Genomic DNA, 26859 nt, shown 5'->3' with positions numbered 1-26859 from the left:
CCAGGGTCCCGGCGTCTCTCATGGCCGTGTCCGGTACGGCGGGCACGCTGTCGGGGGTGTCGTTATGACCGTCGGTCAGGACCTCAAGGCCCCGCTGCCTCCCACGGCCGTGTCCAGGGCGGGACGGATGCGCGGTACGGCGTTGCGCTCGGCGGGTGCGCTGCTGGCCGTACTGCTGCTGGTCCTGGCGGTGTTCGCGAGCCTGGCCATCGGCTCGAAGGCCATTCCCCCGGGGGACGTCCTCAGGCTGCTGCTGCATCCGGACAACTCGGACGCGGCCCACGTCATCCACGACCTGCGCGTCCCCAGGACCCTGCTCGGTATCGGGGTGGGCGCCTGCCTGGCCCTGGCGGGCGCGCTCATGCAGGCGCTCACCCGCAACCCGCTGGCCGACCCCGGCATCCTGGGCGTCGAGGCGGGCGCCGTCGTCGCCATCGCGGTGGCCATCGGCCTGTTCGGACTGCACGACCTGCGGGACTTCGTCTGGTTCTCCTTCGCGGGCTCGGCCGCCGCCGCGGTCGTCGTCTACCTCATCGGCTCAAGTGGACGCTCCGGCGCCACCCCGGTACGGCTCGCCCTGGCCGGGACGGCGGTGAGCGCGGCCCTGGCCTCGGCGACGCAGGCGTTCGCGCTGACCGACCCCGAGGCCTTCAACCAGTACCGCTACTGGGGGACGGGAGCCCTCAGCGGCCACGACCTGTCGGTCGTGATCAGGGTGGCCCCCTTCATGGCGATCGGCCTGGTCATCGCGATGTCGCTGGGCAACTCCCTGAACGCGCTGGCGCTCGGCGACGACGCGGGACGCGCCCTTGGTGTACGGCCAGGCCGTACCCGCGTGCTCGGAGTCATCGCCGTCACCCTGCTGTGCGGCGCGGCGACCGCGGCCGTCGGGCCCATCGGGTTCATCGGCCTGATCGTGGCGCAGGCCGCCCGGCTGGCCGTCGGCCAGGACAACCGCTGGGTGCTGCTGTACTCGGCGCTGCTCGGCCCCGTGCTGTTGCTGGTCTCCGACATCGTGGGCCGCCTCGTGCTGTGGCCCGCCGAGTTGGAGGCCGGTGTGGTCACCGCCTTCATCGGCATGCCGGTCTTTCTCGCCCTCGTCCGCCGCAGGAGGATCGCCCAGCTGTGAACGCGCTCAACACCACGAGGCGCCCCGGCCCTGAGAAGAGCGTCAGGCCCGGGTTCACGGTCACCCTGCCCGGGCGTGGCGTCTCCTTCCGCGTCAGCCTCAGGGTGGTGCTGACCGGGACCGTCCTCGCGGTGGCCGTGGCGGCGCTGACCGTCCTGGCCATCGGGACCGGGCAGTACCCGATCGCCCCCGCGGACGTGCTGCGCGCCCTGGCGGGCAACGGCCAGCGCGCCCACATGTTCGTCGTCGAGACGCTCAGGCTGCCGCGCGTGCTGACCGGACTGCTCGTCGGCGCGGCCCTCGGCCTGGCGGGCGCGGTCTTCCAGAGCCTCACCCGCAACCCGCTGGGCAGCCCCGACATCATCGGCTTCACCACGGGCGCCGCGACCGGCGCGCTCATCCAGATCATCGTGCTCGGCGGAGGCATGGCCGCCGTCGCGGGCGGCGCCCTGACCGGTGGCCTGGTGACCTCCCTCGTGGTCTATCTCCTCGCCTTCAGGGACGGGGTGCAGGGCTACCGGCTGATCCTGGTCGGCATCGCCATCAACGGCGGCCTGGTGGCGACCAACATCTACCTGATTGCCCGCGCCGAGTTCGCCGACGCCCACGTCGCCGCGACCTGGATGACCGGCAACCTCAACGGGCGCGGCTGGGGCCACGTGAACCTGCTCGTCAGCACGCTCGTGATCCTCATCCCCGTCACGCTGGCCCTCGGCAGGAGGCTGAAGCTGATGGAGCTCGGCGACGAACTGGCGACGGCCCTCGGCGTGCGGGTGGAGAGCTCCCGGCTCTGGCTCATGCTGCTCGGCGTCGCCCTCACCGCCGTGGCGACGGTAGCCTCGGGCCCCATCCCGTTCGTCGCTCTCGCCGCCCCCCAGCTCGCCCGCAGACTCGCCAGGTCCGCGGCTCCCGTCCTGGTCCTGTCATGCCTCATGGGCGCCCTGCTACTGGTCGCCGGTGACATGGCCGCCCAACGCCTGATGGCCCCGACCCAACTTCCCGTGGGAGTGATGACGGGCTCCCTCGGCGGCGTCTACCTGGTCTGGGTCCTGGTCTCCGGCTGGCGCAAACGCTGACCACCCAATACTCCTGTACGGCCCGTGCCAGGGCTGGGGGTCCAAAGCCCGGGCCGTACAGGTAACCCTCGAATTGGGCCGAGATCGTCAGCCGAGCAGGTACAGCACCCTTTCGGCCTGGCGCCTCAGGGTGCCCGGCGGGTTGTGAGGGGTCGCCGGTCCTCCGGGGCCGAGCTGGAGGAACCACATCAACGCGATGAGGCGGCGGAAGCCATGCACCCGCCTGGCCTCCTGCGAGGTGAGGTCGATGTGGGCCAGCAGCTTCTCCGCATCGAGGGTGCCGTCGAGGCGGGAGATGTGCTCGGCCACCTCGCCGAGCTCGAAGGCCCGGTCGTTGCGTCCTGAGTCCTCCCAGTCGATCAGCCGTATCCGGCGCTCGTGGCCGTCCCAGAGGTAGTTCGCATGATTGCCGTCCGCCAGCCCGATGACGGGTGGGAACGGGTTCGTGGTGAGTTCGTCCGGGGTGGTCGAGGACAGCCAGTCGACTCCCTCACGGTAGGCGTGCCGCACGAGGGGGTCGTCGCCGAGGTCGGGCTTTTTGGCGACCCAGGCGCGGACCTTGGCCACGGCCACGACGGGTCCCCAGGGAGCGGGCTGGAGCGTCCCCACCACCTCGGCCGGAATCCGGTGCAGTCGGTTCAGGGCTGTGGCCAACGCGCCGATCTGCTCGTCGGTGGCATGCGTTCCACGCAGGACATGGCCGGGCAACCTGCTCATCATGATCGTCGGAGGGGCGGCGTCGAGTGCGGCCTCCACGGGCAGGGGGGCGAGCCCGGGCGCGTGTTCGGCCAGGAGCGTCAACGCCGCCCATTCCCGGTGCGGCTCTCCTCGGTCCCACGACGCGTATCGCTTGGTCACGACGCTGTCGCCAAGCTCCAGATGGTGGGTGCTGAACCGGTCGGCCATGCGTCTGCTGTGCGCCCTCTCCGTCTCTGGCGGTTGAGACTACCTGAGGATGTGGCCGTCACGTGCTGGTCAGCAGATGGGAGGCCGTCCCGCTCGGGTGAGCCGGACCACGGTGGACCAGCGCATCGGCGTGCGGGCGCCGTACCCTCCTCGGAGCCCCTCAAGAGAGGGGGAGGGCCGGGCCTCTCGGCTTCCCTTGAGGTGGCCTCTCCGCTCCAGGAAGCGGAGAGGCCACCGCGTGTGTTCAAGGTCAGGCGGTCAGGGAGGCTATTAGTTGGGATCTGGCTCGGGCTACGCGGGAGCGTACGGTGCCGATCGGGCAGCCGATCAGTTCGGCGGCCTCGCCGTACGGCACGCCGGCGAGTTGGGTCAGGACGAAGGCCTCGCGGCGCTCGCGCGGGACCCTGGACAGCAGGTCGGCCAGGGCTACTCCGTCCTCGCGGCCGGGGAGCCCGAGGGGCTGGTGGCGTTCGGCGGCGGACTGCCAGTCGGCGAGGTCGGCGAGGAGCGGGCGGCGGGCGGCGGAGCGGAAGCGGTCGATGACGACCCGCCTGGCGATGGACAGCAGCCAGGTCCTGGCGGAGGAGCGGCCCGCGAAGCGGGGCAGGGCGAGCAGGACCCGCACGAAGGTCTCCTGCGTCAGGTCCTCCGCCGCGTGGGGCCCGGCCAGGTGGGTGACGAACCGCCGCACGTCCGGATAGACGGCGCGGACGAAGGCTTCGACGGTCGTGGGGGTTCCGGTACGGGCGGCCAGCGCGAGCGCGGTCACCTGCTCGTCGGGGAGTCCGAGGTGCCTGGGAGATTCCGTGAGTTCGGAGAAGCCGACGAGATCCGAGTGGTCCGGGAGTTCGGGGAGGTTGGAGGGTTTTGGAAGATCACAGGGGTCTGCGAGCCCGGAGTGCTCCAGGGGAGAGGAGGCGGTGCGGGGCGCAGGAGTGGCAGGGGGCATGAAAGATTCCTTTGGCGCGGGGCGAGGCGGGGCGCGAGGTTGGGGCGTGCTCGCCTGGCGGGATCGACGGCGCGAGAGGGCATGACAGGGCCTGGGCCGGAGATGTCCGAGTACATGCCGGGACGACTCCGGGCACGACGAGGAGGCCGGGCCACGGTCTGGCCCGGCGGAAGGTGATGTCAGCCCTGCGGCACCGGGGGAGAACGTCCGGTCACGGAGCGCTCCGGCGATGATCCTCGTGAGACCCCGGCGAGTACGGATCAGCCGGTGCGGGGCAGGGCGACGGGACCTCGGCCGTTGGGGGAGGTCTCAGTCAGCGGGGGAGGGGTGGGCCGCGGCGGCGTAGGGAGGGGAGGACGTCCCGCCCGCCGTACGGGGTGGGCTCGGGGGTGGTGACCGGGCGCCAGACGGGGGTGACCGGCTCGGCGGGGACGACGAGGAGGAGCCGGATCACCGGCAGGCGGCGGCCGTACAGGCGGATCATCAGCCAGACCGCACTCTCACCGCGGTACAGCCACCAGCCGGTGCCTAGCGCGACGGCCAGGTGGACCGCGGTCATGCCGGAGGCGGGGTGGCCGTGTTCGCCGAGGATCGTGGTGTGCGGTCCGTGCGAGGCCCGGCTGAACAGTTCGTGCAGCAGGATCTGCACGCCGCCGGTGGCCGTGAGGACCACCTCGGGGCCGCGTTCACGTCCGCCGAGGGGGTAGGCGACGCAGAAGGCGATGACGACGCCGAGGACCCCGAGGAAGGGGGGAACGAGACCGCCCCCCGCCAGGGCGTGGCCGCCCGCGGAGACCACGGTGCACAGCGTCGCGAAGACGATGGCACGTGGCACGCGAAGCGCAGCCGCCGCGGGGGTCACACCCGACATCCTGACAGCCGTCCGGCCCGTCGAGAAGGGCGTGATCGCGGATCCTCACATACGGCCTCACTGATTCCGGATTTATGGGGCATAGGCCTATGGAGACCAACAAACCCACCAGTCAGGAGGGGTGACGATGACGAGAGCGGAGACAGGCAGGACGGTCCGGGACCTGATGCACCCGGACGCGCGGTGCGTCGGTGAGAACGACAGTCTGCGGACGGCCGCGCGGATGATGCGCGACCTGGACGTGGGCGCGCTGCCGGTCTGCGGGAGCGACGACCGGCTCAAGGGGATCATCACCGACCGTGACATCGTGGTCAGATGTTGCGCCGAGGGCGGCAACCTCGACGAGACGACGGCGAGTGAACTCGCCCAGGGACTGATCTGGATCGACGCCGAGGGCAGTGTCGACGAGGCGCTGGCCAAGATGGAGCGTCACCGGATCAAGCGTCTGCCCGTGATCGAGAACCACCGCATCGTTGGCATGATCAGCGAGGCCGACCTGGCGAAGGGCCTGCCCGACGACAAGCTCGCCGAGTTCGTCCACCAGGTCTACGGACGGATGTGAACCGGGGCCTGCCCGCCGGATCCCGCGAGGGGATGGCGGGCAGGCCGGTCCGTGCGGAAGAACCCCCTACCACGAGGTCGGGCCGGTCAACTGGGCTATGTCGGCCGTGGTGATGTTCATCAGCCTGCCCGACAGGTCCGCCAGCGCCCTGGCGACGGCGAGCTCGTCGCCGATCTCGGCCACCGGCTCGTCGGACGGGTTGCGCCGCGCCCGGCCGACCCCGGCCAGTTCCCCGGCGCCCGCGATGGGCAGGACCGCCCTGGCGAAGGTCTCGTCGCCTTCCTCGGTGATGGAGACCTGTACGTCCCACTGCTTGGATCGCATGATCTGAACCCCCGTTCTTCGTGACGGTGGCGGCGCCCGCTCACCGGGCGCGAGCCGTCACCTCCATTGTCGGAGCGGTACGGCGTGACCATCAGGGACGAAGGTCCCACCCTTGGGGGACGGCCTCCCCTACTGGAGGTACGGCTCGGCCGGAGAACATGGGGTCATCTCGGGGACGGCGGGGCCGTACCGTCCAGACGGGGACGGGACGGCCCCGCCGGCGAGCAGAGAGACCCGGGAGGCCGCGCCCGTCGGTCAGAACGGCGACAGGAACGGTGTCGCCGTGACGGGACGCGGCTCCCCGGGATCAGGTCGAGCGTCTGGCCGCTCGCCGGTCCCGATTGGAGCGCGTCCGTCGCCGAGCGTGGCTTCGGCGCCGGACGGGCTTCGCGGCGGGAAGCACGGTTTCGCCCCGGCCCCGAGCCCTGAGCCAGAGTCCCGAGCCCGATCCCTGAGTCAGAGTCCCGAGTCAGAGTCCCGGCCCTGACAGCCCGAGCCGGGCCTGTCCCCGAGGCCGGTCAGCGCGTCGCCGTACCCCTCGAAGCCTGTCCAGACGGGTCACGCCTGCCGTGGGGGAGAGGCCGTGACGCCGTCGAGGTAGAGGTGGGTGAGCTGGTCGGCGATTCGGGACAGGCTCGTGTGGCCGTCCGGCCGGTACCAGACGGCCACGCCCGCGCACATCGTCATCAGCGCGTTCGTCGCGACGTGGGAGTCCTCGAAGGAGAAGACGCCCTCCTGGAGCCCGGTCTCCAGCACCTCGCGGAACAGGTCGCCGTAGGCGTCGCGCAGCGCGGTGATCTCCTCGCGGCCCTCGCCTTCGAGGGCGCGGATCTCCGAGTCCGTGACGAGGGTCTCCAGGCGGCGGTCGGCGTGGAACAGGACGTGGGCGCGGATGCCCGCGCCGAGCCGCTCCCGCACGGACCCGGCGGCGCTGATCGGTGGCTCGACGGCGGCTCGCAGGTCACGCGTCGTCCTGCGCATGACGGCCAAAAGCAGTTCCTGTTTGCTGGGGAAGTAGTAGTAGATCGAGGACATCTGCAGGCTGACCGCCCGCGCGACGTCGCGCAGCGTGGTGCCGTGGTATCCACGGGCCGCCATCAGCCCGACGGCCGCCCGGTAGATGAGTTCCTCGGTGTTCCTCGCACCGTGGCGGTTGGCCACCTGGGTTCCCCTGTCGCGATTGTCAGTCGGTCGTTCTACAGGTGAAGGGTAATTGTTTCCCGGTGTCGTGTACGGCCCGCAGAACGTTCGGAACCCGTGGTGATGGCCGCCGGGACGGAAAACGGGAAACGGTTCGATCCCGTTTCCCGTTTCCCCGGGTAATCGTCCCCGCTGGCTTTTCCAGCTCAGCGCCGCTCAGTGCCGTGCGGTGCCGGAGACCGGGAGGCGGGACTCCCGCGACGGTTCCTCGGGGGTCCCGCGCGGGGGAAGGGTGGCGGCGACCATCAGCGTCCCGGCGATCAGGACGACGTTCTTGACGACGAACTCGCCCTCCATCGTGAGCATCAGCGGGTTCCCGTCCTTGAAGGCCACGCTGGGGTGGAGCGCCAGGACCAGGAACGTGCCGACGAGGTGGAGCAGGAGCACGGGCAGGAACGGGCGCAGCCACCGGCCGGTGATCAGCGCCAGGGCCACGGCGATCTCGAACACGCCAAGGGCGGGCACGACGAACGAGGCGGGCAGCGGCACGAAGGACAGGGTGTCGGCGACCAGGGCGCTGACCGGGCTGACGTTCGCCACCTTCAGCGCGCCGAACCACAGGAACACCAGGCCCAGCGTCCCCCGCATGATGACCGGGAATCGCCGGTGGAGAATGGCGACGACACGCGTCTTGACACGGGTTAGGGCGCTTGGTATAAGCCCTTGATAGGCGGATGACCGGTTAGTCCGATACATGGTTAACTCCGATGGCTGGGGGGTTTGCCGGGTCTAATATAGCCTGCCCTTTTCTTTGTGGAATTGTGGGAAATGGGGCCTTGGTCACGCTTCTTGGCCTCGAAATCCGGACGGCGGAGATTTTCCCGCCGACCGCGAATTCCCCCGTACGGTTTCAGGCCGTCCCCGGCGACGGGAGAACGATTCCCCGGAGATCGCCGACGGCGCCGACGGGGACGGTCCTCCCGTCGCCAGGGCCTGGCTGTCACTGGAGAGCCGGATGCGCATAGGCTTGGGGCGCAGTCGGTTCGCCCTGCCCGCCAGGCAGGAGCGTCGTAAGAGGGAACCCGGTGTGACTCCGGGACTGCCCCGCAGCGGTGAGTGGGAACGACCGCCGTCAAACGCACTGGATCCGGCAGACCGGGTCGGGGAAGCGACGGCCAGTAGGTGTCAGGGCGATTCAACGCCCCGGCGCGCCCGCGAGTCCGAAGACCTGCCACTGCCCGCGTGCGACCGCGCGCGGTGACCTCGGTGACCTCGCGGGTGGGTCGGCGGCACGGGACGGGCGTGGTGCGCCCGCCGCTCCTTCGCGCTTCCCCTCGGGGCTCCGTTGTCTTTCGTGACTCGCGAAGGAGAGTTCCGTGACCGAGACCTCACTGGCGACCGTGTACGGCTACCCGCGTCAGGGGCCGGACCGTGAGCTGAAGAAGGCGATCGAGGGCTACTGGGCGGGCCGGGTGAGCGCCCAGGACCTGCTGGCGACCGCGGCCGGGCTGCGCGCCGACAACTGGCGCCACCTGGCGGAGGCCGGGGTGCGCGAGGTGCCGACCGGTGACTTCTCGCTCTACGACCACGTCCTCGACACCACCGTCATGGTCGGCGCCATCCCCCCGCGCCACCGGGCCGCCGCGCAGGACCCCGTGGCGGGCTACTTCGCCATGGCCCGTGGCACCCAGGACGTCGCGCCGCTGGAGATGACCAAGTGGTTCGACACCAACTACCACTACCTGGTGCCGGAACTGGGGCCCGACACCGTCTTCGCCGCCGACCCGTCCAAGCAGGTCGGCGAGCTGGGTGAGGCCCTCGCGCTCGGGCACACCGCGCGTCCCGTGCTCGTCGGCCCCGTCACCTACCTGCTGCTGGCCAAGCCCGCCCCCGGCGTGGACCCGGACTTCGAGCCGATCAGCCTGCTCGACCGGCTGCTGCCCGTCTACGCCGAGGTGCTCGCCGCGCTGCGCGCCGCCGGTGCCGAGTGGGTGCAGCTCGACGAGCCCGCGCTGGTCCAGGACCGCGACCGGGCGGTGCTCGACGCCGCCGCCCACGCCTACCGCGAGCTTGGCGCCCTGACCGACCGGCCGAAGATCCTCGTCGCCAGCTACTTCGACCGGCTCGGTGAGGCGCTGCCCGTCCTGGCCCAGGCGCCGGTCGAGGGCCTGGGACTCGACTTCACCGGCCCCGCCGCGGCCAACCTCGACGACCTCGCCCGCGCGGGCGGGCTGTTCGGCAAGCGCCTGGTCGCCGGTGTCGTGGACGGCCGCAACGTGTGGATCAACGACCTGGGCAGGTCGCTGGCGACCCTGGCCACCCTGCTCGGCCTGGCCGACCGGGTGGACGTCGCCGCCTCCTGCTCGCTGCTGCACGTTCCCATCGACCTCGCGCTTGAGAACGGCCTCGACCCGCAGGTCGGCCGCTGGCTCGCCTTCGCCAGGCAGAAGGTCGCCGAGGTCGTCACCCTCGCCACCGGTCTGAGCGAGGGGACCGAAGTCATCGACGGGCAGTTGGCCGCCAACCGGGCCGACCTGGCCTCGCGTGCGGCCTCCGCGCTCACCCACGACCCCGCGGTCAGGGCCCGCACCGCCGCGGTCACCGCCGACGACGCCCGCAGGCCCCAGCCGTACGGCGAGCGGGCGGTCGCGCAGCGCGCCAGGCTCGGCCTGCCGACGCTGCCCTCGACCACGATCGGCTCCTTCCCGCAGACCTCCGAGCTGCGGGCGGCCCGCGCCGACCTGCGCGCCGGGCGGATCGACCAGGACGCCTACGACGAGCTGATCGCCTCGGAGATCCGCTCCGTCCTGATCTTCCAGGAGCGGGCGGGCATCGACGTGCTGGTGCATGGCGAGCCGGAGCGCAACGACATGGTCCAGTACTTCGCCGAGCAGCTCAACGGCTACCTGGCCACCCAGCAGGGCTGGGTGCAGTCGTACGGCACCCGCTACGTGCGCCCGCCGATCCTGGCCGGGGACGTCTCCCGTCCGAAGCCGATGACGCTGCGCTGGACGACCTACGCCCAGTCCCAGACGGAGCGCCCGGTCAAGGGCATGCTCACCGGGCCCGTCACCATGCTCGCCTGGTCCTTCGTCCGCGACGACCAGCCGCAGGCCGAGACCGCCCGCCAGGTCGCCCTCGCCCTGCGCGACGAGGTCGCCGACCTGGAGGCCGCGGGCACCGCCGTCATTCAGGTGGACGAGCCCGCCCTGCGCGAGACGCTGCCGCTGCGCGCCGCGGACCGGCCCGCCTACCTGGCCTGGGCGACCGAGGCCTTCCGGCTGGCCACGAGCGGGGTGCGGGCCGACACCCAGATCCACACCCACATGTGCTACGCCGAGTTCGGCGAGATCCTGGCCGCGATCGACGACCTCGACGCCGACGTGATCAGCCTGGAGGCCGCCCGCTCCCACATGCAGGTCGCGCACGAGCTGGCCGGGGCCGGATACCCCCGCGAGGTGGGTCCGGGTGTCTACGACATCCACTCCCCGCGGGTGCCCGACGTCGAGGAGGTCGCCTCCCTGCTGCGCAAGGGGCTCGGCGGCATCCCGGCCGAGCGGCTGTGGGTCAACCCCGACTGCGGCCTGAAGACCCGTGGCTGGCCCGAGGTCCGTTCCTCCCTGGACAACCTGGTCGCCGCCGCCAGGGTGGTCAGGGCGGAGGTCGGCTGACCCTCTCCTCCGGGCCCGGCACGCGCCCGGGCCCGGAGGAGACGTGGCTCACGAGAGGTGCTCGGTCGCCAGCCGCTGCACCTCCGGCCGCACGATCTTGCCGAGCGGGGTCCTCGGGAAGGCGTCGAGGCCGAGGTCCCCGACGGGGACGAACCTGCGCGGCACCTTGAAGGTGCTGACGTGCTTCAGCAGCGTCGCGCGCCAGCCGTCGGCGTCGGCGCCCGCGCCGGGCAGCAGCGTGTAGACGAGCACCAGCTCCACCCCCGTCACCGGGTGCGGCAGCGTCACCAGCACCGCGTCCTGGACGCCCCCAAGGTGCGGGACGACGCCCTCGATCTCCGAGGGGTAGAGGTTCTCGCCGTTGACGATGACCATGCTGTCGAGGCGGTCGACGATCGACAGCTCCCCGCGCTCGTCCAGCCGCCCCAGGTCGCCGGTGCGGATCCAGCCGTCGTCGAGTCGTCTCTCGGTGAGACCGGGGGCGTCCTCGTAGCGGGTGAACATGTTCTCCCCGGTCAGCAGCACCTCGCCGCTCTCGCCGGGCGCGACGTCACGCCCGTCCTGACCGACCACGCGGACCCGGGAGCAGTCCAGCGGCAGCCCGGCGCTCCTGCGCTCGCCGCTCTCGCGGCCGCGCGGCTCGACCGTGGTGATCGAGGCCATCTCGGTCATGCCGTACACCTGGTGGACGGGCAGGCCGAAGGTGGCCTCGAAGCGGTGGATGAGCTCGACGGCGAGCGGCGAGCCCCCGGCGAGGACGCCCTTGAGGCTGTTCCTCGCCGGTCGCTCCGGCCGTTCGACCAGATGGGCGAGGTAGGCGTTGACCACGAGAGTCCACGTGGGGTCGTAGCGGTCCACGTAGGCCCAGAACCGCGCCATCGCCGCCTCGGAACGCACGCACACGGTACGGCCGCCGCACCACAGCGGGGTCAGCGTCGGGAAGACCTGCCCACCGGCGTGGAAGAGCGGGTCCACGTTGAGGAAGACGTCCTCGGAGTCGGCCTCCGCCCACCGGGCCAGGGACCGGGAGCCGGACAGCAGGGCGCGGTGCGACAGGACGACGCCCTTCGGGGTGCCGGTGGAGCCGGAGGTGTAGACGATCTCGGCGTCGGCCGTGCCCGCCCTCGACGGCAGCGGCCGGTTGCCGTGGGCCTCGCCCCGCGCGAGCAGGTCGGTCAGCAGGGACTCCTCGTCGTCGGTGCCGACCCATTCGGGGCGTTCGCGCAGTTTGGCGGCCGTGGCCTCGCGGCCGAGGACGAGCGCGGGCCCGCAGTGCGTCAGGAGCGTCTCCAGTTCGGCGGCCCCGGCCTTCGGGTTCAGCGGCACGAGCACCCGCCCCGAGGCGATGACGCCGAGGAACAGCAGCGCCGCCAGCGACGAGTTGTGCGCGACCATCGCCACCCGCGCGCCCTCGGGGACGCCGCGCTCCTCAAGCAGCCTCGCGCAGCCCCTGGTGAAGGTCAGCACGTCGGCGAAGGTCACGACGCGGCTCTCCGGCTCGACGGGCAGCAGGTAGGGGCGCGTGCCGTACCGCACGGCGGCCTCGGTGACGAGGCCGAGCAGGGTCGTCGCGGCCGGGAGGGAGGACCCGGTGGTGGCCGGGCCCGGCTCCGGCGGGGTGACGGGCCGCGCCGAGCCCTCACGCAGGGCACGCCGTACGGCGGCGCAGAGGTGGTTGACCGTGGGGGTCTCGAAGATGACGTCGACGACGTCCGCGCCGAAGGACAGTTCGAGGCGCGTGACGATCTCCACGGCGACGAGGGAGTCCATCCCGGCTTCCATGAGGTCGTCGTCGGGGCCGAGACGGGAACGGTTGAGGGCCTTGGCGCAGATGGACGTCACCTGTGCCTCAAGATCGGTCGTGGACACCGAAGAACGCCTCCGTTCAATTCACGGACCGTTCAGCCGCCGTGCGGTCCCCTTTTTCTCGCGGTGATATTCGTCCGTCGCCCCGTAGACGGCAAGAAGTGACGCCACGGCGGTCAACGGATAAGCGGGACCACGCGTTGCGGTTCTTCGCGGCGGCCTCACACCGCCCTCGGAGAATGCGCCCGAAACAGCCCGCTGTCAACGACAGAACAGTTCCCCCAGCGCCGATCCGGGTTATCGTGGCATTCTGCCTGCCGGGAATCCACCGGACCGGGGACAGCCGGGGAGCAGGGGCGCCGGTCGGCACGGAGACCATTTCGACCCTGGAGGGCAGGGTAATGACCACGACACCGCTCGACAGTGATTTCGACCCCTTCTCACCGGAGATCATGGCGGATCCTTATCCCGCCTACGCCGACCTCCTGCGCACCGGGGAACCGGTCCGGCTGCCGCGGCGGGACATGTGGGTCGTGACCCGCTACGACGACGTCCGCGCCGCGGTGAAGGACCACGAGCGCTTCTCCTCGGCAGACGGGATCGCCTACGACCGCTCGCGGCTGCCGATCCTCTTCGGCGTCGATCCGCCGGACCACACCCGGCTGCGCCGGCTGATCAGCCGTGACTTCACGCCCCGCGCGGCCGGGACGTGGCGCCCGCTCGTCGAGCGGATCTGCGCCGAGCTGGTCGCGGAGGCCGTGGCGGCGGGGGAGGTCGAACTCGTCCGGCGGGTGCTCGTCCCGCTGCCGGTGCGCGTCATCGCCGCGCTGCTCGGCATCCCCGGCGACGACGTCGAGCGGTTCAAGACGTGGTCGGAGGGGGTGATCGAGGGCTTCAACGCCAACGCCAGGCTCAAGGCGCAACCCGGCCCGGGCGAGGAGGGGGACGCGGAGCGGCGGCTGGCCGCCAGGCGGGCGCTGTCCGCCGTGGCGAGCATCTCGGTCTACTTCCACACCCTCCTGGACGAGCGGCGGGCACGGCCCTCCGGCGACGACCTGATCTCGAAGCTGCTGGCCGCGAACGAGGAGCAGCTGCGCGACGACGAACTGGTCTGGCTGTGCCTGGCCCTGCTCGTCGGCGGCAACGAGACGACCACGCACCTGCTGGGCAACCTGTGCGCCGCGCTGCTGGACAACCCGGACCAGCACCGCCTGCTGCGCGAGCGCCCCGAGCTCGCGGAGGCGGCGATCGAGGAGACGCTGAGGTACGACCCGCCCGTCCAGAGCGTCTTCCGCACCGCCACGGACGACGTCGAGATCGGCGGGCGGCGCATTCCCCGAGGCTCCCGGGTGCAGTTGTCCTTCGCCGCGGCCAACCGGGACCCGCGCCGCTGGGACGACCCGGGCCGCTTCTCGATCGAGCGTTCGCCCGACGGGCACCTGGCCTTCGGCAGCGGCATCCACTTCTGCGTCGGGGCGCCCCTGGTCCGCCTTGAGGCCGCGACGTTTCTGCGGCTGCTGCTCGAACGCACCGACGGCATGGAGGCCGCGGGGGAGCGGGTCATGGTGCGGAGCCCGACCTTCAGGGGGGTCGCGCGGCTGCCGCTGCGCCTCACCTGACATTCCCTGACAGGAGAATTCCGGTCCCCCGGCCGTCCGGAATCGGCGGCGCCGGATATCCGGATAAAAAGCCGTCCGAAACCCGGTCCACGATTTCAAACATTATTTTCCGTGTTACCTGTGAAACGCGTGTTACCAGAGTGGCGGAACAGAATTCGGGATTTACCGAAAGAGCGGGACGCCCCGCTGCGGTTATGGACGGTCCCTGGTATCGGTCTTGACCGTGTGTTAGCATTCCTGCGACCAAAGACCTGTCAGAGATTCTTTTATCGCGTTGACGACGGGCGCACCGGGACCACGGGTCCGGTTGCAGAGTCATAAGAATTACCGCTCGCGCACTTCTTCTGGAGAAACATCAGGCCTGTTCGGCATTGGAGGGTGACGGTGACCCGGAAAGTCGCGGTTCTCGACGACGAATTGCTTGTGGTGCGAACACCCGAAGAATTCCATCGCGCGCCCGCCGACTACCAGAAGATGCTGATCAGCCAGATCATGATCAACACCGAGGGTGAGCTGTCCGGCGGCGACGACTACACCATGGTCTTCCTCCCCCTGGCGCCGAACGCCGAGGAGCGTCAGGTCTGCGCCGAGCGCGCGGTCGAGGAGTACGACCACTACAAGATCGGCAAGCGCATCCTCGCCGACATCGGCGTCGACACGACCTACATGGAGCAGCAGTCGCTCGACGAGCGCAACCTGTTCGCCGACCAGGGGCTGCACACCTGCACCACCTGGGCCGAACGCGGCGTGTTCTCCTACATCGGCGAGGAGGCGGCGCTGCTGATGATCCGCGAGTTCGCCGACAGCAGCTACAAACCGTGGGCCGAGGCGGTGCGCACCATCATCCTCGACGAGAAGGTGCACATCGCCCACGGCGCCCGGGTGTGCAGGAACCTCGCCACGACCGAGGAGGGCAGGGAGCAGCTCCAGGCCGCGCTCGACCGGCTGTGGCCCACCTTCGTCGGCGTCTTCGGCAACCCCAACTCCAAACGCGCCCAGCTCGCCATCAGGTACGGCCTGCGCCAGACGACCAACGCCGAGGCCCGCGACCAGTGGATCAAGACCGTCTCCGCCCGCGCGGTCAACCTCGGGCTGCGCGTGCCCTCGACGCAGGTGGGCTGACCATGGCCGCGGTTCCGCTCACCCTCGCCCCCTACAACCCGCCGGAGCCGGACCGGCGCACCGCCAAGGTACGGCTGCGCCAGCTGCTGGCCGACCGGCCCGACCTCGCCGAGCGCGTCCAGGCCATCCGTGAGATGGGCCGCCGGGTCCGCGCCTGCGAGGTCCACCTGACCACCACCTGCAACATCCGCTGCAAGGGGTGCTGGTACTTCGAGGGCGGCTTCGACGCCGCCGTGCCCGAGACCTCCGACCTCGGCCTGATCAGGGCGTTCGTCGAACGGCTCGACGCCTCGGGGGTGACCCAGGCCACGCTGATCGGCGGCGAGCCGACCCTGGTGCTGAACCGGGTCCAGCCGTTCGTGGAGCGCCTGCCGTACATCACCATCTCCACCAACGGGCTGCGGCCGCTGCCGAAGGAGGGGTTCGAGAACGTCGCCGTGGCGATCAGCCTCTTCGGCGGCGGCCCGCTCGACGACGACCTGCGCGCGCACCGGCCCAACGGCTCGACGTTCACCGGGCTCTTCGAGAAGGCGCTCGGGCACTACCGGGACGACCCCCGGGTGACGTTCGTCTTCGCGCTGTCGGAGGACGGCCTGGACTACGTCGAGCCGACCGTGCGGGCCATCGCCGACAACGGCAACCAGGTCACCTTCAACTTCTACAGCGCGCACGGCACCGACAACCCGCTGCGCATCGAGAACGAGAAGAGGACCCTCGCCGAGGCGCTGCGAGTCAGGGAGCTCTTCCCCGAGACCGTGGTCTCCCACCCCTACTTCATCGAGACCCTCATCACCGGGCGCACCCACTGGGGAGGCCGGTTCGGCTACGACGTCTGCCCCAGCATCAGCGTCGAGCTGCCCGAGCACGCCGCGCGGGTCGCCAACGGCCACCCGGTCATCGACGGGTTCGCGGTCTACGGCGCCGACTACCGGACGCTGCAGTTCTGCTGCACCTCGGGCGACTGCGGCGGCTGCCGCGACAGCCAGGCCGTCTACACCTGGCTGGTCGTCAGCCTCAACCGGTTCCTGGACGGCCCCGAGCAACTGGAGACGTGGGTCGACCTGGCCGAGGCCTACTGGCGGCAGTGGTACTGGTCGCAGCGTCACTCGCCGAACTTCGCGCGCCGTACCGCATCCGCAACCGCCGAGTGAGACAGAAGGGAAAGACAGCATGCCCAGTGAGGTCGCCCCGTCCGCCATCCGGGACTTCATCAACAAGGAGCTCATCGACCTCGGGGTCGAGGAGGACGCGCTCGACGCCGACGCCAGGTTCGACGAGCTGGACATCGACTCCCTCGACGTCGCCGACCTGATGACCTCGATCAAACGCGACTACGGCGTCGTGATCCCCCGGCGCGACCTGGTCGGGATCACCCTCGGCCAGCTCGTCGAACGCGTCGTCTCCGAACGGGCCGCGGGCGCCCAGGAGGCCACGGAGGCCACTGAGGCGGAGTGACCCGCACCGCGTGAGGACGTAGACCCCCCGAACGGAGACATGCAGGTGTCCGGACTTTTCACGGGCAGGAAGTACCTCATCACCGGAGTGCTCAACGAGGAGTCCATCGCCTGGCATGTCGCCGCCGCGCTGCAGGCACAGGGCGCCGACGTCGTGCTCACCTCCTTCGGGCGTGCCCTGCGCGTCACCCGCAAGGCGGCGGCCCTGCTGCCGTCGCCCGCGGACGTCCTCGAACTGGACATGACCGACGACACCCACTTCCAGGCCGTGGCCGAGGAGGCCGCGCGGTGGGACCGCCTCGACGGCGTGCTGCACAGCGTCGCCCACGCGCCCGCCGACGCGCTCGGCGCGGCCTTCCTGACCACCCCCGCCACCAGCGCGCTCGACGGTTTCCGCGTCTCCGCCTACTCGCTGCAGCAGCTCGCCCAGGCGTTCGCGCCGGTGCTCGCCAAGGCGGAGAACGGCGGCGCCATCGCCGCGATGACCGTGGACACCGGCAGGGCACTGCCCGGCTACGACTGGATGGGCGTCTACAAGACGGCCCTTGAGTCGGTCGCCCAGTACCTCGCCCTCTACCTCGGGCCCTCGGGAATCCGGGTGAACCTGGTCGCGGCGGGTCCCGTCGAGACCGTCTCGGCCTCCGGAGTGAGCAGCTTCGGGGCCCTGGCCGACCACTACGAGCGGTGGGCGCCGCTCGGCTGGGACCGCAACGACCCGTCGCGGGTGGTCGGCGCGGTGCTGTTCCTGCTCTCCGACCTCGCCAGATACACGACCGGCCAGGTGCTGTACGCCGACGGCGGCATGCACGCGGTGACCGGCGGCGTCGGCACCCCCCACCCCGCCTCACGGTGAGCGCCGCGCACGGGCCGACATCCCCGGCGACCGGCCGCCACGACTGGTTGAAGGAGGACGGCATGCGTCTCCTCGTCAAGGGAACGGCCGGACCGCTCGCCGGGGAGCTGGACATCCCGGTCTCGAAGTACCACGCGCACCGCGCTCTCATCCTCGCCTCCCTGGCGCCGGGGACCAGCCGCATCCACGGCCTGACCGACGCCGGGCACGTCCGCCACACCATCGCCGCGCTGCGGAGCCTCGGCACCTCCATCAGGGCCGAGGGGGACACCTTCGTCGTCGAGGGCGGGCCGTATCGGCCTGAAGACGGCGTGGTCTCGGTCGGCAGCTCGGGCACCACCCTGTACTTCCTGACCCCGCTGGCCTGCCTGGCGGAGGCGCCCGTCACGATCACCGGGCAGCGCTACTTCCGGCGCAGGCCGATCGGGCCGCTGCTCGACGCGCTCGCCGCGCTCGGGGTGACCGCCGAGGCGCCGACGGGCTGCCCGCCCATCTCGGTCCTGCCGCACCGGCCCTCGGGAGGGCGGGTGAGCGTGCCGGGCACGCTGTCGCAGTGGATCTCCGGCCTGCTGCTCCTGGCGCCCTTCGCGACGGGCCCCAGCCTCATCGAGGTCACCGGGCCGTTCAACGAGCGCTCCTACGTGGACCTGACCGTGTCGATGATGCGGTGCTTCGGGCTGGCCGTCGAGGTCGGCGACGACGGCCGCACCTTCGCCGTCGAGCCGGGCCAGCGGGCGCGTCCCGCGACGGTCACCCTGCCGCCGGACATCGGCTCTGCCGCGTTCGGGATCGCGGCCACCGCGCTGCACCCCTCCGACGTGCTGCTGCGCGGCCTGCGCACGACAAACGCCGCCGGGACCGACCACCCGGAGGCGGACCTGCTGGACGTCCTCACCCGCATGGGGGTGCCGCTGCTGCGCGACCCGGAGACCGGCTTCGTGCGGGTGCGTCACGACGGGCTGCGTCTGGCGCCCGTCTCGGTCGACTGCCGTACGGTGCCGGACGCGCTGCCGGTGCTGAGCGCCCTGGCCTGCCACGCCGAGGGCACCTCGGTGCTGGAGAACGTGGCCCACGTGCGGCTCAAAGAGTCGGACCGGGTGACGGCGATGCTCCAGCTCAACCGGATGGGGGCGCGGCTCGAACTGCGCGGGGAACGGCTGGTGTGCCACGGCGTCGAGAGCCTCGCCGCGGCCGACCTGTCGTCCTTCAACGACCACCGGGTGCTGATGGCGCTCGCGGTCGCCGCGTCGAGGGCTGACGGGGAGAGCAGGCTGACCTACCCCAACGCCTACCGGATCTCCTATCCGCGCTTCCTCAACGAGATGAACGCGGTCGGCATGTCCATGTCGGTGCAGGCCCCCGAGCGGGGGGCACGGACGGCACGGACCCCGGGGACGGCCCCCGGCAGGACGGCGGCCACGCCCGTCGGCGCGCTCGTACGGCGCTGGGCCAGGCGGCGGCCGTACGGAACCGCGCTGGTCGAGACCGCCTCCGAGGGCCGTCCCGAGCGCGTCGTCACCTGGCGGGAGCTGGACGAGCGCGCCGACGCCGCCGCCTCGCTGCTGCTCGACCTCGGCGTGGAACCGGGCGAGCCGGTCGCCTGGCAGCTACCGAACTGGGCGGAGTTCCCCGTCCTGGCCCTGGCCACGGCCCGCGTGGGGGCGCTGTGCTGTCCGCTCATGCCGATCTTCCGTGAGCGGGAGATGTCGTTCATGCTGGGCGCCTCCCGGGCCCGGGTCCTCGTCGTCGCGGAGCGCTTCCGGGGACGCGACCACGCCGCCGAGGTCGCCGGGCTGCTCGCGCTGCCGGACGCGCCCAAACTCGACCACGTCGTGGTCGTCGGTGGTGCGGGGCCGTACAGCACGGAAACAGGCACCAGGTGGCACCGGTTCGAGGAAGCCGTGGCGGGGCGCCCCCCGGAACGGGCCGCGATCGACGCCCGTGGGCCGGAGCCCACCGCCCTGGCGCAACTGCTGTTCACCTCGGGTACCTCCGGCGCCCCCAAGGGGGTGCTGCACCGGATGGACGCGCTGACCAGGGCCGCCATGATGGAGGTCAGGCACCTGGGCCTCACCGAGGACGACCGGGTCTTCGTCCCCTCCCCGCTGGCCCACCAGACCGGGTTCCTCTACGGCATGTGGCTGGCGATGGCGCTGGGCGTCCCGCAGGTCCTGCAACCCGTCTGGGACGGCCGGGCCGCCCTTGAGGCGCTGCGCCGCTGGAAGTGCACCTTCACCCAGGCGGCTACCCCGTTCCTCGGCGACCTGCTGCGCGCGGTCGAGGAGACGGGACGGCGTCCAGAGGCGCTGCGGATCTTCGTGGCGACCGGCGCCGCCGTACCCCGCGCGCTGGCGGAGCGGGCCACCCGCGCGCTCGGCGCCACCGTGTGCGGGGCGTGGGGCACCACGGAGACCGGCCTGGGCACCCTGGCCGCGCCCGGCGACGAGGAGGCCCTGGTGTGGGGCACGGATGGGCGCGCCCTGACCGGGGTGCGCGTCCGCGTCACCGACGACGCGGGCCGGGTGCTCGGCCCCGGCCAGGAGGGCAACTTCGAGGTCACCGGCAAGTGCCTGTTCGAGGGCTACCTCGACCAGCCGGAGCAGACCGCGCAGGCCATGACGCCCGACGGGTGGTACCGCAGCGGCGACCTCGCCGTGATCGACGAGGCCGGGTTCGTCCGCATCACCGGGCGGGTCAAGGACGTCATCAACCGCGGCGGGGAGAAGGTGCCGGTCGCCGAGATCGAGCAGCTCCTGCACACCCACCCGGCCGTCGCCGACGTGGCGATCGTCGCGATGCCCGACGAACGGCTCGGCGAGCGGGCCTGCGCCTACGTCGTGGCGACCGGCGACCTCGACCTCGCCGGGATGCGGCGCTTCCTCGACGAACGCCGGGTGGCCAAGCAGTACTGGCCGGAACGGCTCGAACTCGTCGGGGAGCTGCCCCGCAACCCCGCGGGCAAGGTGCAGAAGTTTCTGCTGCGTGAACGGGCGAGGCGATTGATCAACAACAGTGAGGTGCATGGGTGATGTGGAGCGGTGAGAGCGCCTTCCCGGCGCTGCTCAAGGAGGTCGAGGCGTTCGTCCGCGGCCCCGGCGAGGAGTACGCGGCCGAGATCGAACGGACCCGCGCCGTCCCCGCGAGGCTCTGGGACGACCTGCGCGGACGTGGCCTGCTGCGCCTGGCCGCCCCCGTCGAGTACGGCGGGCACGGCGTGCCCTTCTCCCGCTACCTGGAAGTCCTCGAACTGGTCTCCATGTCGCACGCCTCGGTACGGATGATCGTGCACGTGTGCAACGGTGTGTGGCGGTCCATGGACCGCTTCGCCACCGAGGAACAGCGCAAGGAGTTCGTGCTGCCGCAGGTCGCCGGGGACCTCCGGGTCGCCTTCACGCTGACAGAACCCGACGCGGGCACCGGCGCCGACCTGCGCGCCAGGGTGACCCGCGAGGGCGACACCTACTTCCTGTCCGGCAGGAAACACCTGATCACCTTCGGCGTGAGCTGCGACTACTGGCTGCTGTTCGCGCGGCTTGAGGGCACCGCAGGCAAGGAGGGGACGGTCGCGCTGCTTGTCGAACGCGGCTCACCCGGCGTGACGGTCGAGGCCATGCCGGACACCATGGGCGTGCGCGGCACCGACCACGCCAGGCTGACCTTCGACAGGACCCCGGTCCCGGTCGCCAACCGGCTCGGCGAGGAGGGCCAGGGCCTGGAGGTCGCGCTCGGCGGGTTCCTCACCCCCAGCAGGATCGCGGTCGCGACGACCTGCGTCGGCCTGGCCAGGAGGGCGCAGGAACTCGCGGTAGAACACGCCGCAGAACGCCACACCTTCGGCAAGCCGCTGGCCGCCCGGCAGGCGATCTCGTTCGCCCTCGCCGAGAACGCCGCCGACATCGAGGCAGCCCGGCAGCTCACCCTGTACGCGGCCCGGCAGTGGGAGGACGGCGACGGACGGGCGGGCACGCTGTCGTCGATGGCCAAGCTCACCGCCGTCGACATGCTCACCCGGGTCACCGACAAGGCGCTCCAGGTGCACGGCGGCATCGGCTACTGGGAGTCGAGTCCCATCGAACGGGTCTACCGGGACGCGCGGGCCCAGAGGTTCGAGGAGGGCACCAACGAGATCCAGAAGACCGTGATCGCCAGGGACGTGCTGGGGGCGGGCCGATGAGCGACCACCGGGACAGGATCGCCGTGATCACCGGAAGCTCACGCGGCATCGGGCGGGCCCTGGCGCTCACCCTCGCGGCGGACGGCGCCACGGTCGTGGTCAACTACAAGAAGAACACCGCCCTGGCCGAGCAGACCTGCAAGGAGATCGAGCAGGCGGGCGGCAGGGCGCTGGCCGTGCAGGCAGACGTCGAGCAGCCCGAGGAGATCGACAGGCTCTTCGGCACGGTCAGCGACACCTTCGGCAGGGTCGACTACTTCGTCTGCAACGCGGCGGCCAGCGCGTTCAAGAACATCGCCGACCTCAGGCAGCACCACCTCGACCGCTCCTACGCGATGAACGTGCGCGCCTTCGTGCTCGGCGCCCAGCACGCCGTACGGCTGATGCCCGGGAGCGGGCGGATCGTCGCGCTGTCGAGCTACGGCAGCATCCGCGCCTACCCGACCTACGCCAACCTCGGGGCCGCCAAGGCGGCGATCGAGGCGTGGGTGCGCTACATGGCCGTGGAGTTCGCGCCGAAGGGCGTCAACGTCAACGCGGTCAACGGCGGCATCATCGAGTCCGACTCCTCGGAGTACTTCTACAACCTCCCCGGGATGGCGCCGCTGCCCGGCGTGCTGTCCAAGGTCCCCAAGGCGCGGATGGGAACCGCGCAGGAGGTCGCCGACTGCGTCGCGTTCCTGCTCTCGCCCGCCTCCGAGTACGTCACCGGGCAGACCCTCGTGGTGGACGGCGGCCTGTCGGTGGTCGCGCCGCCCTTCCACGAGGACCTGACACCCCCGCTGGCCTGGGATGACTGACCTGCGGCACGTCCTGTCCCCGGGGCGGATCGGGCGGCTCGAACTCCCGCACCGCGTCGTCATGGGCGCGATGCACCTCGGCTTCGAGGCCCGCGACGACGGCGGCGCCGCGCTGGCCGCCTTCTACGCCGAGCGGGCCAGGGGCGGCGCCGGGCTGATGGTCACCGGCGGCGCCGCCGTGAACGCCGAGGGCTCCGGAGGTCCTGACTACGGCGTGCTCGGCGACGCCGCCTTCCACGCCAGGCTGCGGCGGGTCACCGACCGGGTGCACGAGGCGGGCGGCCTGATAGCGCTGCAACTGTTCCACGCGGGCCGTTACGCGCGGCCCGCGCCCTCCGGCCCGCCCCCGGTCGCGCCCTCCGCCGTGTACAGCCGCTTCTCCGGCCGCGAGCCGTACGCCATGACCGCTGGACAGGTCCGTGAGACCGTCGAGGACTTCGCGCGGGGCGCCGCGCTCGCGCGGGATCTCGGGTTCGACGCGGTGGAGGTGATGGGGTCCGAGGGATACCTCGTCGACCAGTTCCTCTCGCCGCTGACCAACCTCCGCGACGACGAGTGGGGTGGCGACGCCGTACGGCGGGCGCGCTTCGGCGTGGAGGTGACCCGGGCGGTCCGCGCGGCGGCGGGGGAGGGGTTCCCGGTGGTCTTCCGCCTCACCGGGATCGACCTGATGGACGGCGGCACCCCGCAGGAGGACGTGCTCGCCTTCGCCCGCGCGCTCGCCGGGGCCGGGGCGGACGCGCTCAACGTCGGGATCGGCTGGCACGAGTCCCCGGTGCCCAGCGTGCAGGCCGTCGTGCCGCCGGGGGTGTGGACGCCGTTCGCCGTCCGGGTGAAGGAGGCGGTCGGCGACCTGCCCGTCATCGCGGGCAACCGGGTCAACCGCCTGGAGACCGCAGAGGCGATCCTCGCGGGGACCCCGATCGACCTGGTCTCCATGGCCCGTCCCTTCCTCGCCGACGCCGACCTGGTCGCCGCCACCAGGCAGGGCCGCCCGGTGAACGTCTGCCTGGCCTGCAACCAGGCGTGTATCGACAACTCACTGACCGAGCGCGAGGTCTCGTGCATGGTCAACCCCAGGGCGGGCCGCGAGACGCTCACACTCGTCCGTTCCGTACGGCCCCGCCGCGTCGCGGTCGTCGGCGGTGGACCGGCCGGGCTGCAGGCCGCGAGGAGGGCGGCGCTCGCCGGGCACCGCGTCGAACTCCACGAGGCCGCCGACGCCCTCGGCGGCCAGTTCCGCATGGCACGGAAGGTGCCCGGCAAGGCCGACTACGGCGAGACGGTCGCCTACTTCGCCGCCGAACTCGACAGCCTCGGGGTGCGCGTCCACCTCGGCCACCCGATCGGCGCCGACGACCTCGACCTGCTGCGCTCCTACGACGGGGTGATCGTCGCCAGCGGGGCCCGCCCACGTCGGGTGGACATTCCCGGCGCCGACCTGCCGCACGTGCTCACCTACCCCGAGGCGTTCGCATGCCCTTTGGAAGGGAGGGTCGCGATCGTCGGGGGTGGCGGCGTCGCCGTCGACCTGGCCCACCTGCTCACCAGGGGCCACGGCCCGCTCGGGGAGGGCGAACGGTTCCTGCGCCGCCACGGTCTCGTGGACGGTCCCGTGCCGGTCACCGTACGGGCCGAGGTCACCCTCCTGCAGCGCGGCACCCGCGTCGCGGAGCGCACCGGCAGGTCAACCCGGTGGGCGGTGCTCGCCGAACTGCGCGAGCAGGGCGTGCGGATCGTGCGTGGGGTGACCTACCGGCGGATCACCCCCGAGGGGGTGTGGGTCACCGACCAGGACGGCACGGAACGGCTCGTCGAGGCCGAGACGGTCGTCGTCGCCGCGGGCCAGGTCACCGACGGGACGGTGCCCGCGCTCGCGGAGGCGGCGGGGGTGTGGCACCGCGTCGTCGGCGGCGCCAGGGACGCCGACGGGCTCGACGCGGTGCGGGCCTTCGCCGAGGGGTTCGCCGCCGCGGCCGAGTTCGACGAGCGGGGACCCGGCGCGCCTGAGCCGGCGGGTCTCGGAAACCGTGGAGGGACTGTCAATGGGTAACGGGCACGAGGTGGTGATCACCGGGATCGGCGCGGTCACCCCGGTCGGCATCGGCAGGGAGGAGACCTGGCGCAACCTGCTGGCCGGACGCTCCGGCGTCGGCCCCGTCACCGCGTTCGACGCGAGCGCGCTGCCGACCAGGATCGCGGCGGAGGTCAGGGGCTTCGACCCGGCCGCCTACCTCGACGCCAAACGGGTCCGCCGCTCGGCGCGCTTCTCCCAGTTCGCGGTCGCCGCGGCGCGCGAGGCCGTCGCCGACGCCAAACTGGAGATCGGCCAGGACAACGCCGCCAGGATCGGGGTGGTGGTCAACGCCGCCGTCGCCGGGTTCGACACGGTCGAGACGGCGACCAGGGGACTGCTCGATCCCTCGGGGCCGGTCACGCCCAACAGCTACTTCGTGCCGTCCTCGCTCACCAACATGCCCGCCTGCGAGACGGCAATCGACCTCGGCGCGCACGGCCCGGTCAACGCCAGCGCGCTGGCCTGCGCCAGCGGCCTGTACGCCCTGCTCGACGCGCGGCGCCTCATCCTCGCCGGGGAGGCCGACGCGGTCGTCTGCGGAGGGACGGACGCCGCGATCACCCCGGTGATGTTCGCGGGCCTGGTCGGCATGGGCGCGATGTCGGAGCGCAACGACGACCCTCAGGGCGCCAGCAGGCCCTTCTCCGCCGACCGGGACGGGTTCGTCTTCGGGGAGGGGGCCGTGATCATGGTCGTCGAGTCGGCCGAGCACGCCGCCAGACGCGGGGTCACGCCGTACGCCGCGATAGCGGGCGGCGCGCTGACCTGCGACGCCTTCCACATCAGCGCCCCCGACCCGTACGGCGGGCACGCGGCCGAGGCGATCGGTCAGGCGCTGCGGCGCGCGGGCGTCCAGCCGGGCGACCTCGACTACGTCTGCGCGCACGGCACCTCGACCGCCGCCAACGACGTCACCGAGACCAGGGCCATCCGCGCCGCGCTCGGACCCGCCGCGGACCGGGTCGCCGTCAGCGCCCCCAAGTCGATGGTCGGCCACCTCATCGGGGCGGCGGGCTCCCTGGGGGCGATGGTGTGCGCGATGGCGATCCGCGACGGGACCGTGCCGCCGACGATCAACCTGGAGGTTCCCGACCCCGCCTGTGACCTCGACTACGTCCCCGGCGTGGCGCGCCGGACAGGCGTCCGTGTCGCGGCCACCAACGCCTTCGGCTTCGGGGGCCAGAACTGCGTGGCCGTGTTCAGCGCCCTAGAATAAGTCGACACCCGACAGGAGGCATGCATGAACGCTGGTTTCCAGCTCCTTCCCACAACACATCCCCTTCCCGCCGCCGAGCGGGAGGAAATCCTCGCTGCTCCGGGTTTCGGCCGTTTCTTCACCGACCACATGGCCTCCGCCACGTGGACGAAGGAAGGCGGCTGGCACGACTTTCGGGTAACCGCTCTCGAACCCATTTCGCTGCACCCGGGTTCCGCCGTTCTGCATTACGCCCAGGAGATTTTCGAGGGCCTCAAGGCGTTCCGGCACGACGACGGGAGCATCTGGCTCTTCCGGCCCGACCTGAACGCGCGCCGTTTTGTGAACTCGGCGCGGAGACTGGCCCTTCCCGTGCTCTCCGAAGAACTCTTCGTCGAGAGCGTCGAGGCGCTCGTGCGCGCCGACGAGGCGTGGGTGCCGCCGCACGAGGGCGGGCGGAGCCTGTATCTCCGGCCCTTCATGTTCGGCTCCGAGGCCTTCCTCGGCGTGCGCCCGGCCGCGCAGGTCACCTACGGCGTCATCGCCTCCCCTGCCGCCTCCTACTTCTCCTCCGGCCTCAGCGGCGTCACGCTGTGGGTCAGCGAGAACTACGCCCGAGCGGGCAAGGGCGGCACCGGTGCCGCCAAGTGCGGCGGCAACTACGCCTCCAGCCTCGCCGCGCAGGTCGAGGCCCAGGAGAACGGCTGCGACCAGGTGCTCTACCTCAGCGACGACGAGGAACGCTACCTGGAGGAGTCGGGCACCATGAACCTCTTCCTGGTCACCGCCGACGGCGAGCTGGTCACGCCGGGCCTGGGCACGATCCTCGACGGCGTGACCAGGGACAGCGTGCTCGAACTGGCAGCCGAGCACGGCCTCAAGCCCGCGCAGCGGCAGGTCAGCCTCGCCCAGTTGCGCGAGGGCTGCGCCAGCGGGGAGATCACCGAGCTGTTCGCCTCGGGAACCGCCGCGGTCATCACCCCCATTCTCGGATTCAAGGGAAGGGAATACGAGCAGTCCGTCGGCGGGGGAATTCCCGGGGAAGTGACGACGAATTTGAGAAACCACATTCTGAACATCCAGTACGGCCAGGCCCCCGACACCCGCAACTGGCTGCGCCGGGTGATTTAG

General features: G+C 71.5%; 22 protein-coding genes and 1 riboswitch. Of the genes, 15 read left to right on the top strand and 7 right to left on the bottom strand.

All coding sequences use genetic code 11. The features are described 5' to 3' along the window. Positions 1-64 precede the first annotated feature (64 nt). A complete protein-coding gene (locus tag FHS44_RS13440) occupies positions 65-1129 on the top strand; it encodes a FecCD family ABC transporter permease (RefSeq protein WP_246435413.1) in 1065 nt (354 codons plus the stop codon). Then, entirely contained in the window at positions 1126-2205 is a 1080-nt protein-coding gene (locus FHS44_RS13435) for a FecCD family ABC transporter permease (protein WP_184714298.1), read from the top strand. The genes FHS44_RS13440 and FHS44_RS13435 overlap by 4 nt, the downstream gene beginning before the upstream one ends. An 87-nt stretch (positions 2206-2292) precedes the next feature. On the opposite strand, the gene FHS44_RS13430 is transcribed toward FHS44_RS13435, so the two are convergent. From FHS44_RS13430 to FHS44_RS13420, 3 genes are all read right to left on the bottom strand, one after another. Next, complete coding sequence (locus FHS44_RS13430) at positions 2293-3111, bottom strand: phosphotransferase family protein (protein WP_184714297.1); 819 nt, start codon at positions 3109-3111, stop codon at positions 2293-2295. Positions 3112-3361: 250 nt separating this feature from the next. Continuing rightward, a complete protein-coding gene (locus FHS44_RS13425; RefSeq protein WP_184714296.1) occupies positions 3362-4060 on the bottom strand; it encodes a sigma-70 family RNA polymerase sigma factor in 699 nt (232 codons plus the stop codon). A gap of 313 nt (positions 4061-4373) precedes the next feature. Next, positions 4374-4922, bottom strand: coding sequence for a hypothetical protein (locus FHS44_RS13420; protein WP_221460680.1), 549 nt, complete (start codon positions 4920-4922; stop codon positions 4374-4376). 136 nt (positions 4923-5058) lie between these two features. Here FHS44_RS13420 and FHS44_RS13415 point away from each other — a divergent pair, with 136 nt between their 5' ends. Then, positions 5059-5493, top strand: coding sequence for a CBS domain-containing protein (locus FHS44_RS13415; protein WP_184714294.1), 435 nt, complete (start codon positions 5059-5061; stop codon positions 5491-5493). 66 nt (positions 5494-5559) lie between these two features. Here the strand turns inward: FHS44_RS13415 and FHS44_RS13410 are convergent, their stop codons facing one another. From FHS44_RS13410 to FHS44_RS13400, 3 genes are all read right to left on the bottom strand, one after another. Then, complete coding sequence (locus FHS44_RS13410; RefSeq protein ID WP_184714293.1) at positions 5560-5817, bottom strand: DUF1876 domain-containing protein; 258 nt, start codon at positions 5815-5817, stop codon at positions 5560-5562. A gap of 558 nt (positions 5818-6375) precedes the next feature. Further along, on the bottom strand, positions 6376-6978 hold the full coding sequence (locus tag FHS44_RS13405; protein ID WP_184714292.1) for a TetR/AcrR family transcriptional regulator: 603 nt from the start codon (positions 6976-6978) through the stop codon (positions 6376-6378). Between the two features lie 195 nt (positions 6979-7173). Beyond that, positions 7174-7605 (bottom strand): hypothetical protein, encoded by a 432-nt coding sequence (locus FHS44_RS13400; protein ID WP_184714291.1) that lies wholly within the window; start codon positions 7603-7605, stop codon positions 7174-7176. A gap of 373 nt (positions 7606-7978) precedes the next feature. Further along, positions 7979-8207, top strand: a riboswitch (cobalamin riboswitch). Positions 8208-8333: 126 nt separating this feature from the next. Here FHS44_RS13400 and metE point away from each other — a divergent pair. Beyond that, entirely contained in the window at positions 8334-10628 is a 2295-nt protein-coding gene (gene metE, locus FHS44_RS13395; protein ID WP_184714290.1) for a 5-methyltetrahydropteroyltriglutamate--homocysteine S-methyltransferase, read from the top strand. A 48-nt stretch (positions 10629-10676) separates the two neighbouring features. Here metE and FHS44_RS13390 read toward each other — a convergent pair whose 3' ends face one another. Next, on the bottom strand, positions 10677-12497 hold the full coding sequence (locus FHS44_RS13390) for an AMP-binding protein (protein WP_184714289.1): 1821 nt from the start codon (positions 12495-12497) through the stop codon (positions 10677-10679). 338 nt (positions 12498-12835) lie between these two features. Here FHS44_RS13390 and FHS44_RS13385 point away from each other — a divergent pair, with 338 nt between their 5' ends. The 11 genes from FHS44_RS13385 (at position 12836) to FHS44_RS13335 (ending at position 26859) form a co-directional block, all read left to right on the top strand. Continuing rightward, complete coding sequence (locus tag FHS44_RS13385; RefSeq protein ID WP_184714288.1) at positions 12836-14053, top strand: cytochrome P450; 1218 nt, start codon at positions 12836-12838, stop codon at positions 14051-14053. A gap of 384 nt (positions 14054-14437) precedes the next feature. After that, a complete protein-coding gene (locus FHS44_RS42330; RefSeq protein ID WP_221460679.1) occupies positions 14438-15175 on the top strand; it encodes a Phenylacetic acid catabolic protein in 738 nt (245 codons plus the stop codon). Positions 15176-15177: 2 nt separating this feature from the next. Continuing rightward, positions 15178-16326, top strand: a complete 1149-nt coding sequence (locus FHS44_RS13375) for a radical SAM family protein (protein WP_184714287.1) — start codon at positions 15178-15180, stop codon at positions 16324-16326. Between the two features lie 19 nt (positions 16327-16345). Further along, positions 16346-16630 carry an acyl carrier protein gene (locus FHS44_RS13370; RefSeq protein ID WP_184714286.1) on the top strand — a complete coding sequence of 95 codons (285 nt, stop codon included), beginning with the start codon at positions 16346-16348 and terminating at the stop codon, positions 16628-16630. Between the two features lie 45 nt (positions 16631-16675). Beyond that, a complete protein-coding gene (locus FHS44_RS13365) occupies positions 16676-17482 on the top strand; it encodes an SDR family oxidoreductase (RefSeq protein WP_221460678.1) in 807 nt (268 codons plus the stop codon). Positions 17483-17544: 62 nt separating this feature from the next. Further along, positions 17545-20511, top strand: a complete 2967-nt coding sequence (gene aroA / locus FHS44_RS13360; RefSeq protein ID WP_184714284.1) for a 3-phosphoshikimate 1-carboxyvinyltransferase — start codon at positions 17545-17547, stop codon at positions 20509-20511. Further along, positions 20511-21656, top strand: coding sequence for an acyl-CoA dehydrogenase family protein (locus FHS44_RS13355; RefSeq protein WP_184714283.1), 1146 nt, complete (start codon positions 20511-20513; stop codon positions 21654-21656). The genes aroA and FHS44_RS13355 overlap by 1 nt, the downstream gene beginning before the upstream one ends. Beyond that, entirely contained in the window at positions 21653-22456 is an 804-nt protein-coding gene (locus tag FHS44_RS13350) for an SDR family oxidoreductase (RefSeq protein ID WP_184714282.1), read from the top strand. Before FHS44_RS13355 ends, FHS44_RS13350 begins: the two co-directional genes overlap by 4 nt. After that, positions 22449-24509: an oxidoreductase gene (locus FHS44_RS13345; protein ID WP_184714281.1), complete on the top strand. Its 2061-nt coding sequence runs from the start codon at positions 22449-22451 to the stop codon at positions 24507-24509. Before FHS44_RS13350 ends, FHS44_RS13345 begins: the two co-directional genes overlap by 8 nt. Beyond that, positions 24502-25749: a beta-ketoacyl-[acyl-carrier-protein] synthase family protein gene (locus FHS44_RS13340; RefSeq protein WP_184714280.1), complete on the top strand. Its 1248-nt coding sequence runs from the start codon at positions 24502-24504 to the stop codon at positions 25747-25749. The genes FHS44_RS13345 and FHS44_RS13340 overlap by 8 nt, the downstream gene beginning before the upstream one ends. A 24-nt stretch (positions 25750-25773) precedes the next feature. Beyond that, positions 25774-26859 carry a branched-chain amino acid aminotransferase gene (locus FHS44_RS13335; protein ID WP_184714279.1) on the top strand — a complete coding sequence of 362 codons (1086 nt, stop codon included), beginning with the start codon at positions 25774-25776 and terminating at the stop codon, positions 26857-26859.

It is taken from the genome of Streptosporangium saharense (assembly GCF_014203715.1).
GTDB classification, from domain to species: domain Bacteria; phylum Actinomycetota; class Actinomycetes; order Streptosporangiales; family Streptosporangiaceae; genus Streptosporangium; species Streptosporangium saharense.
This window is presented reverse-complemented; position numbering and strand designations above follow the sequence as displayed.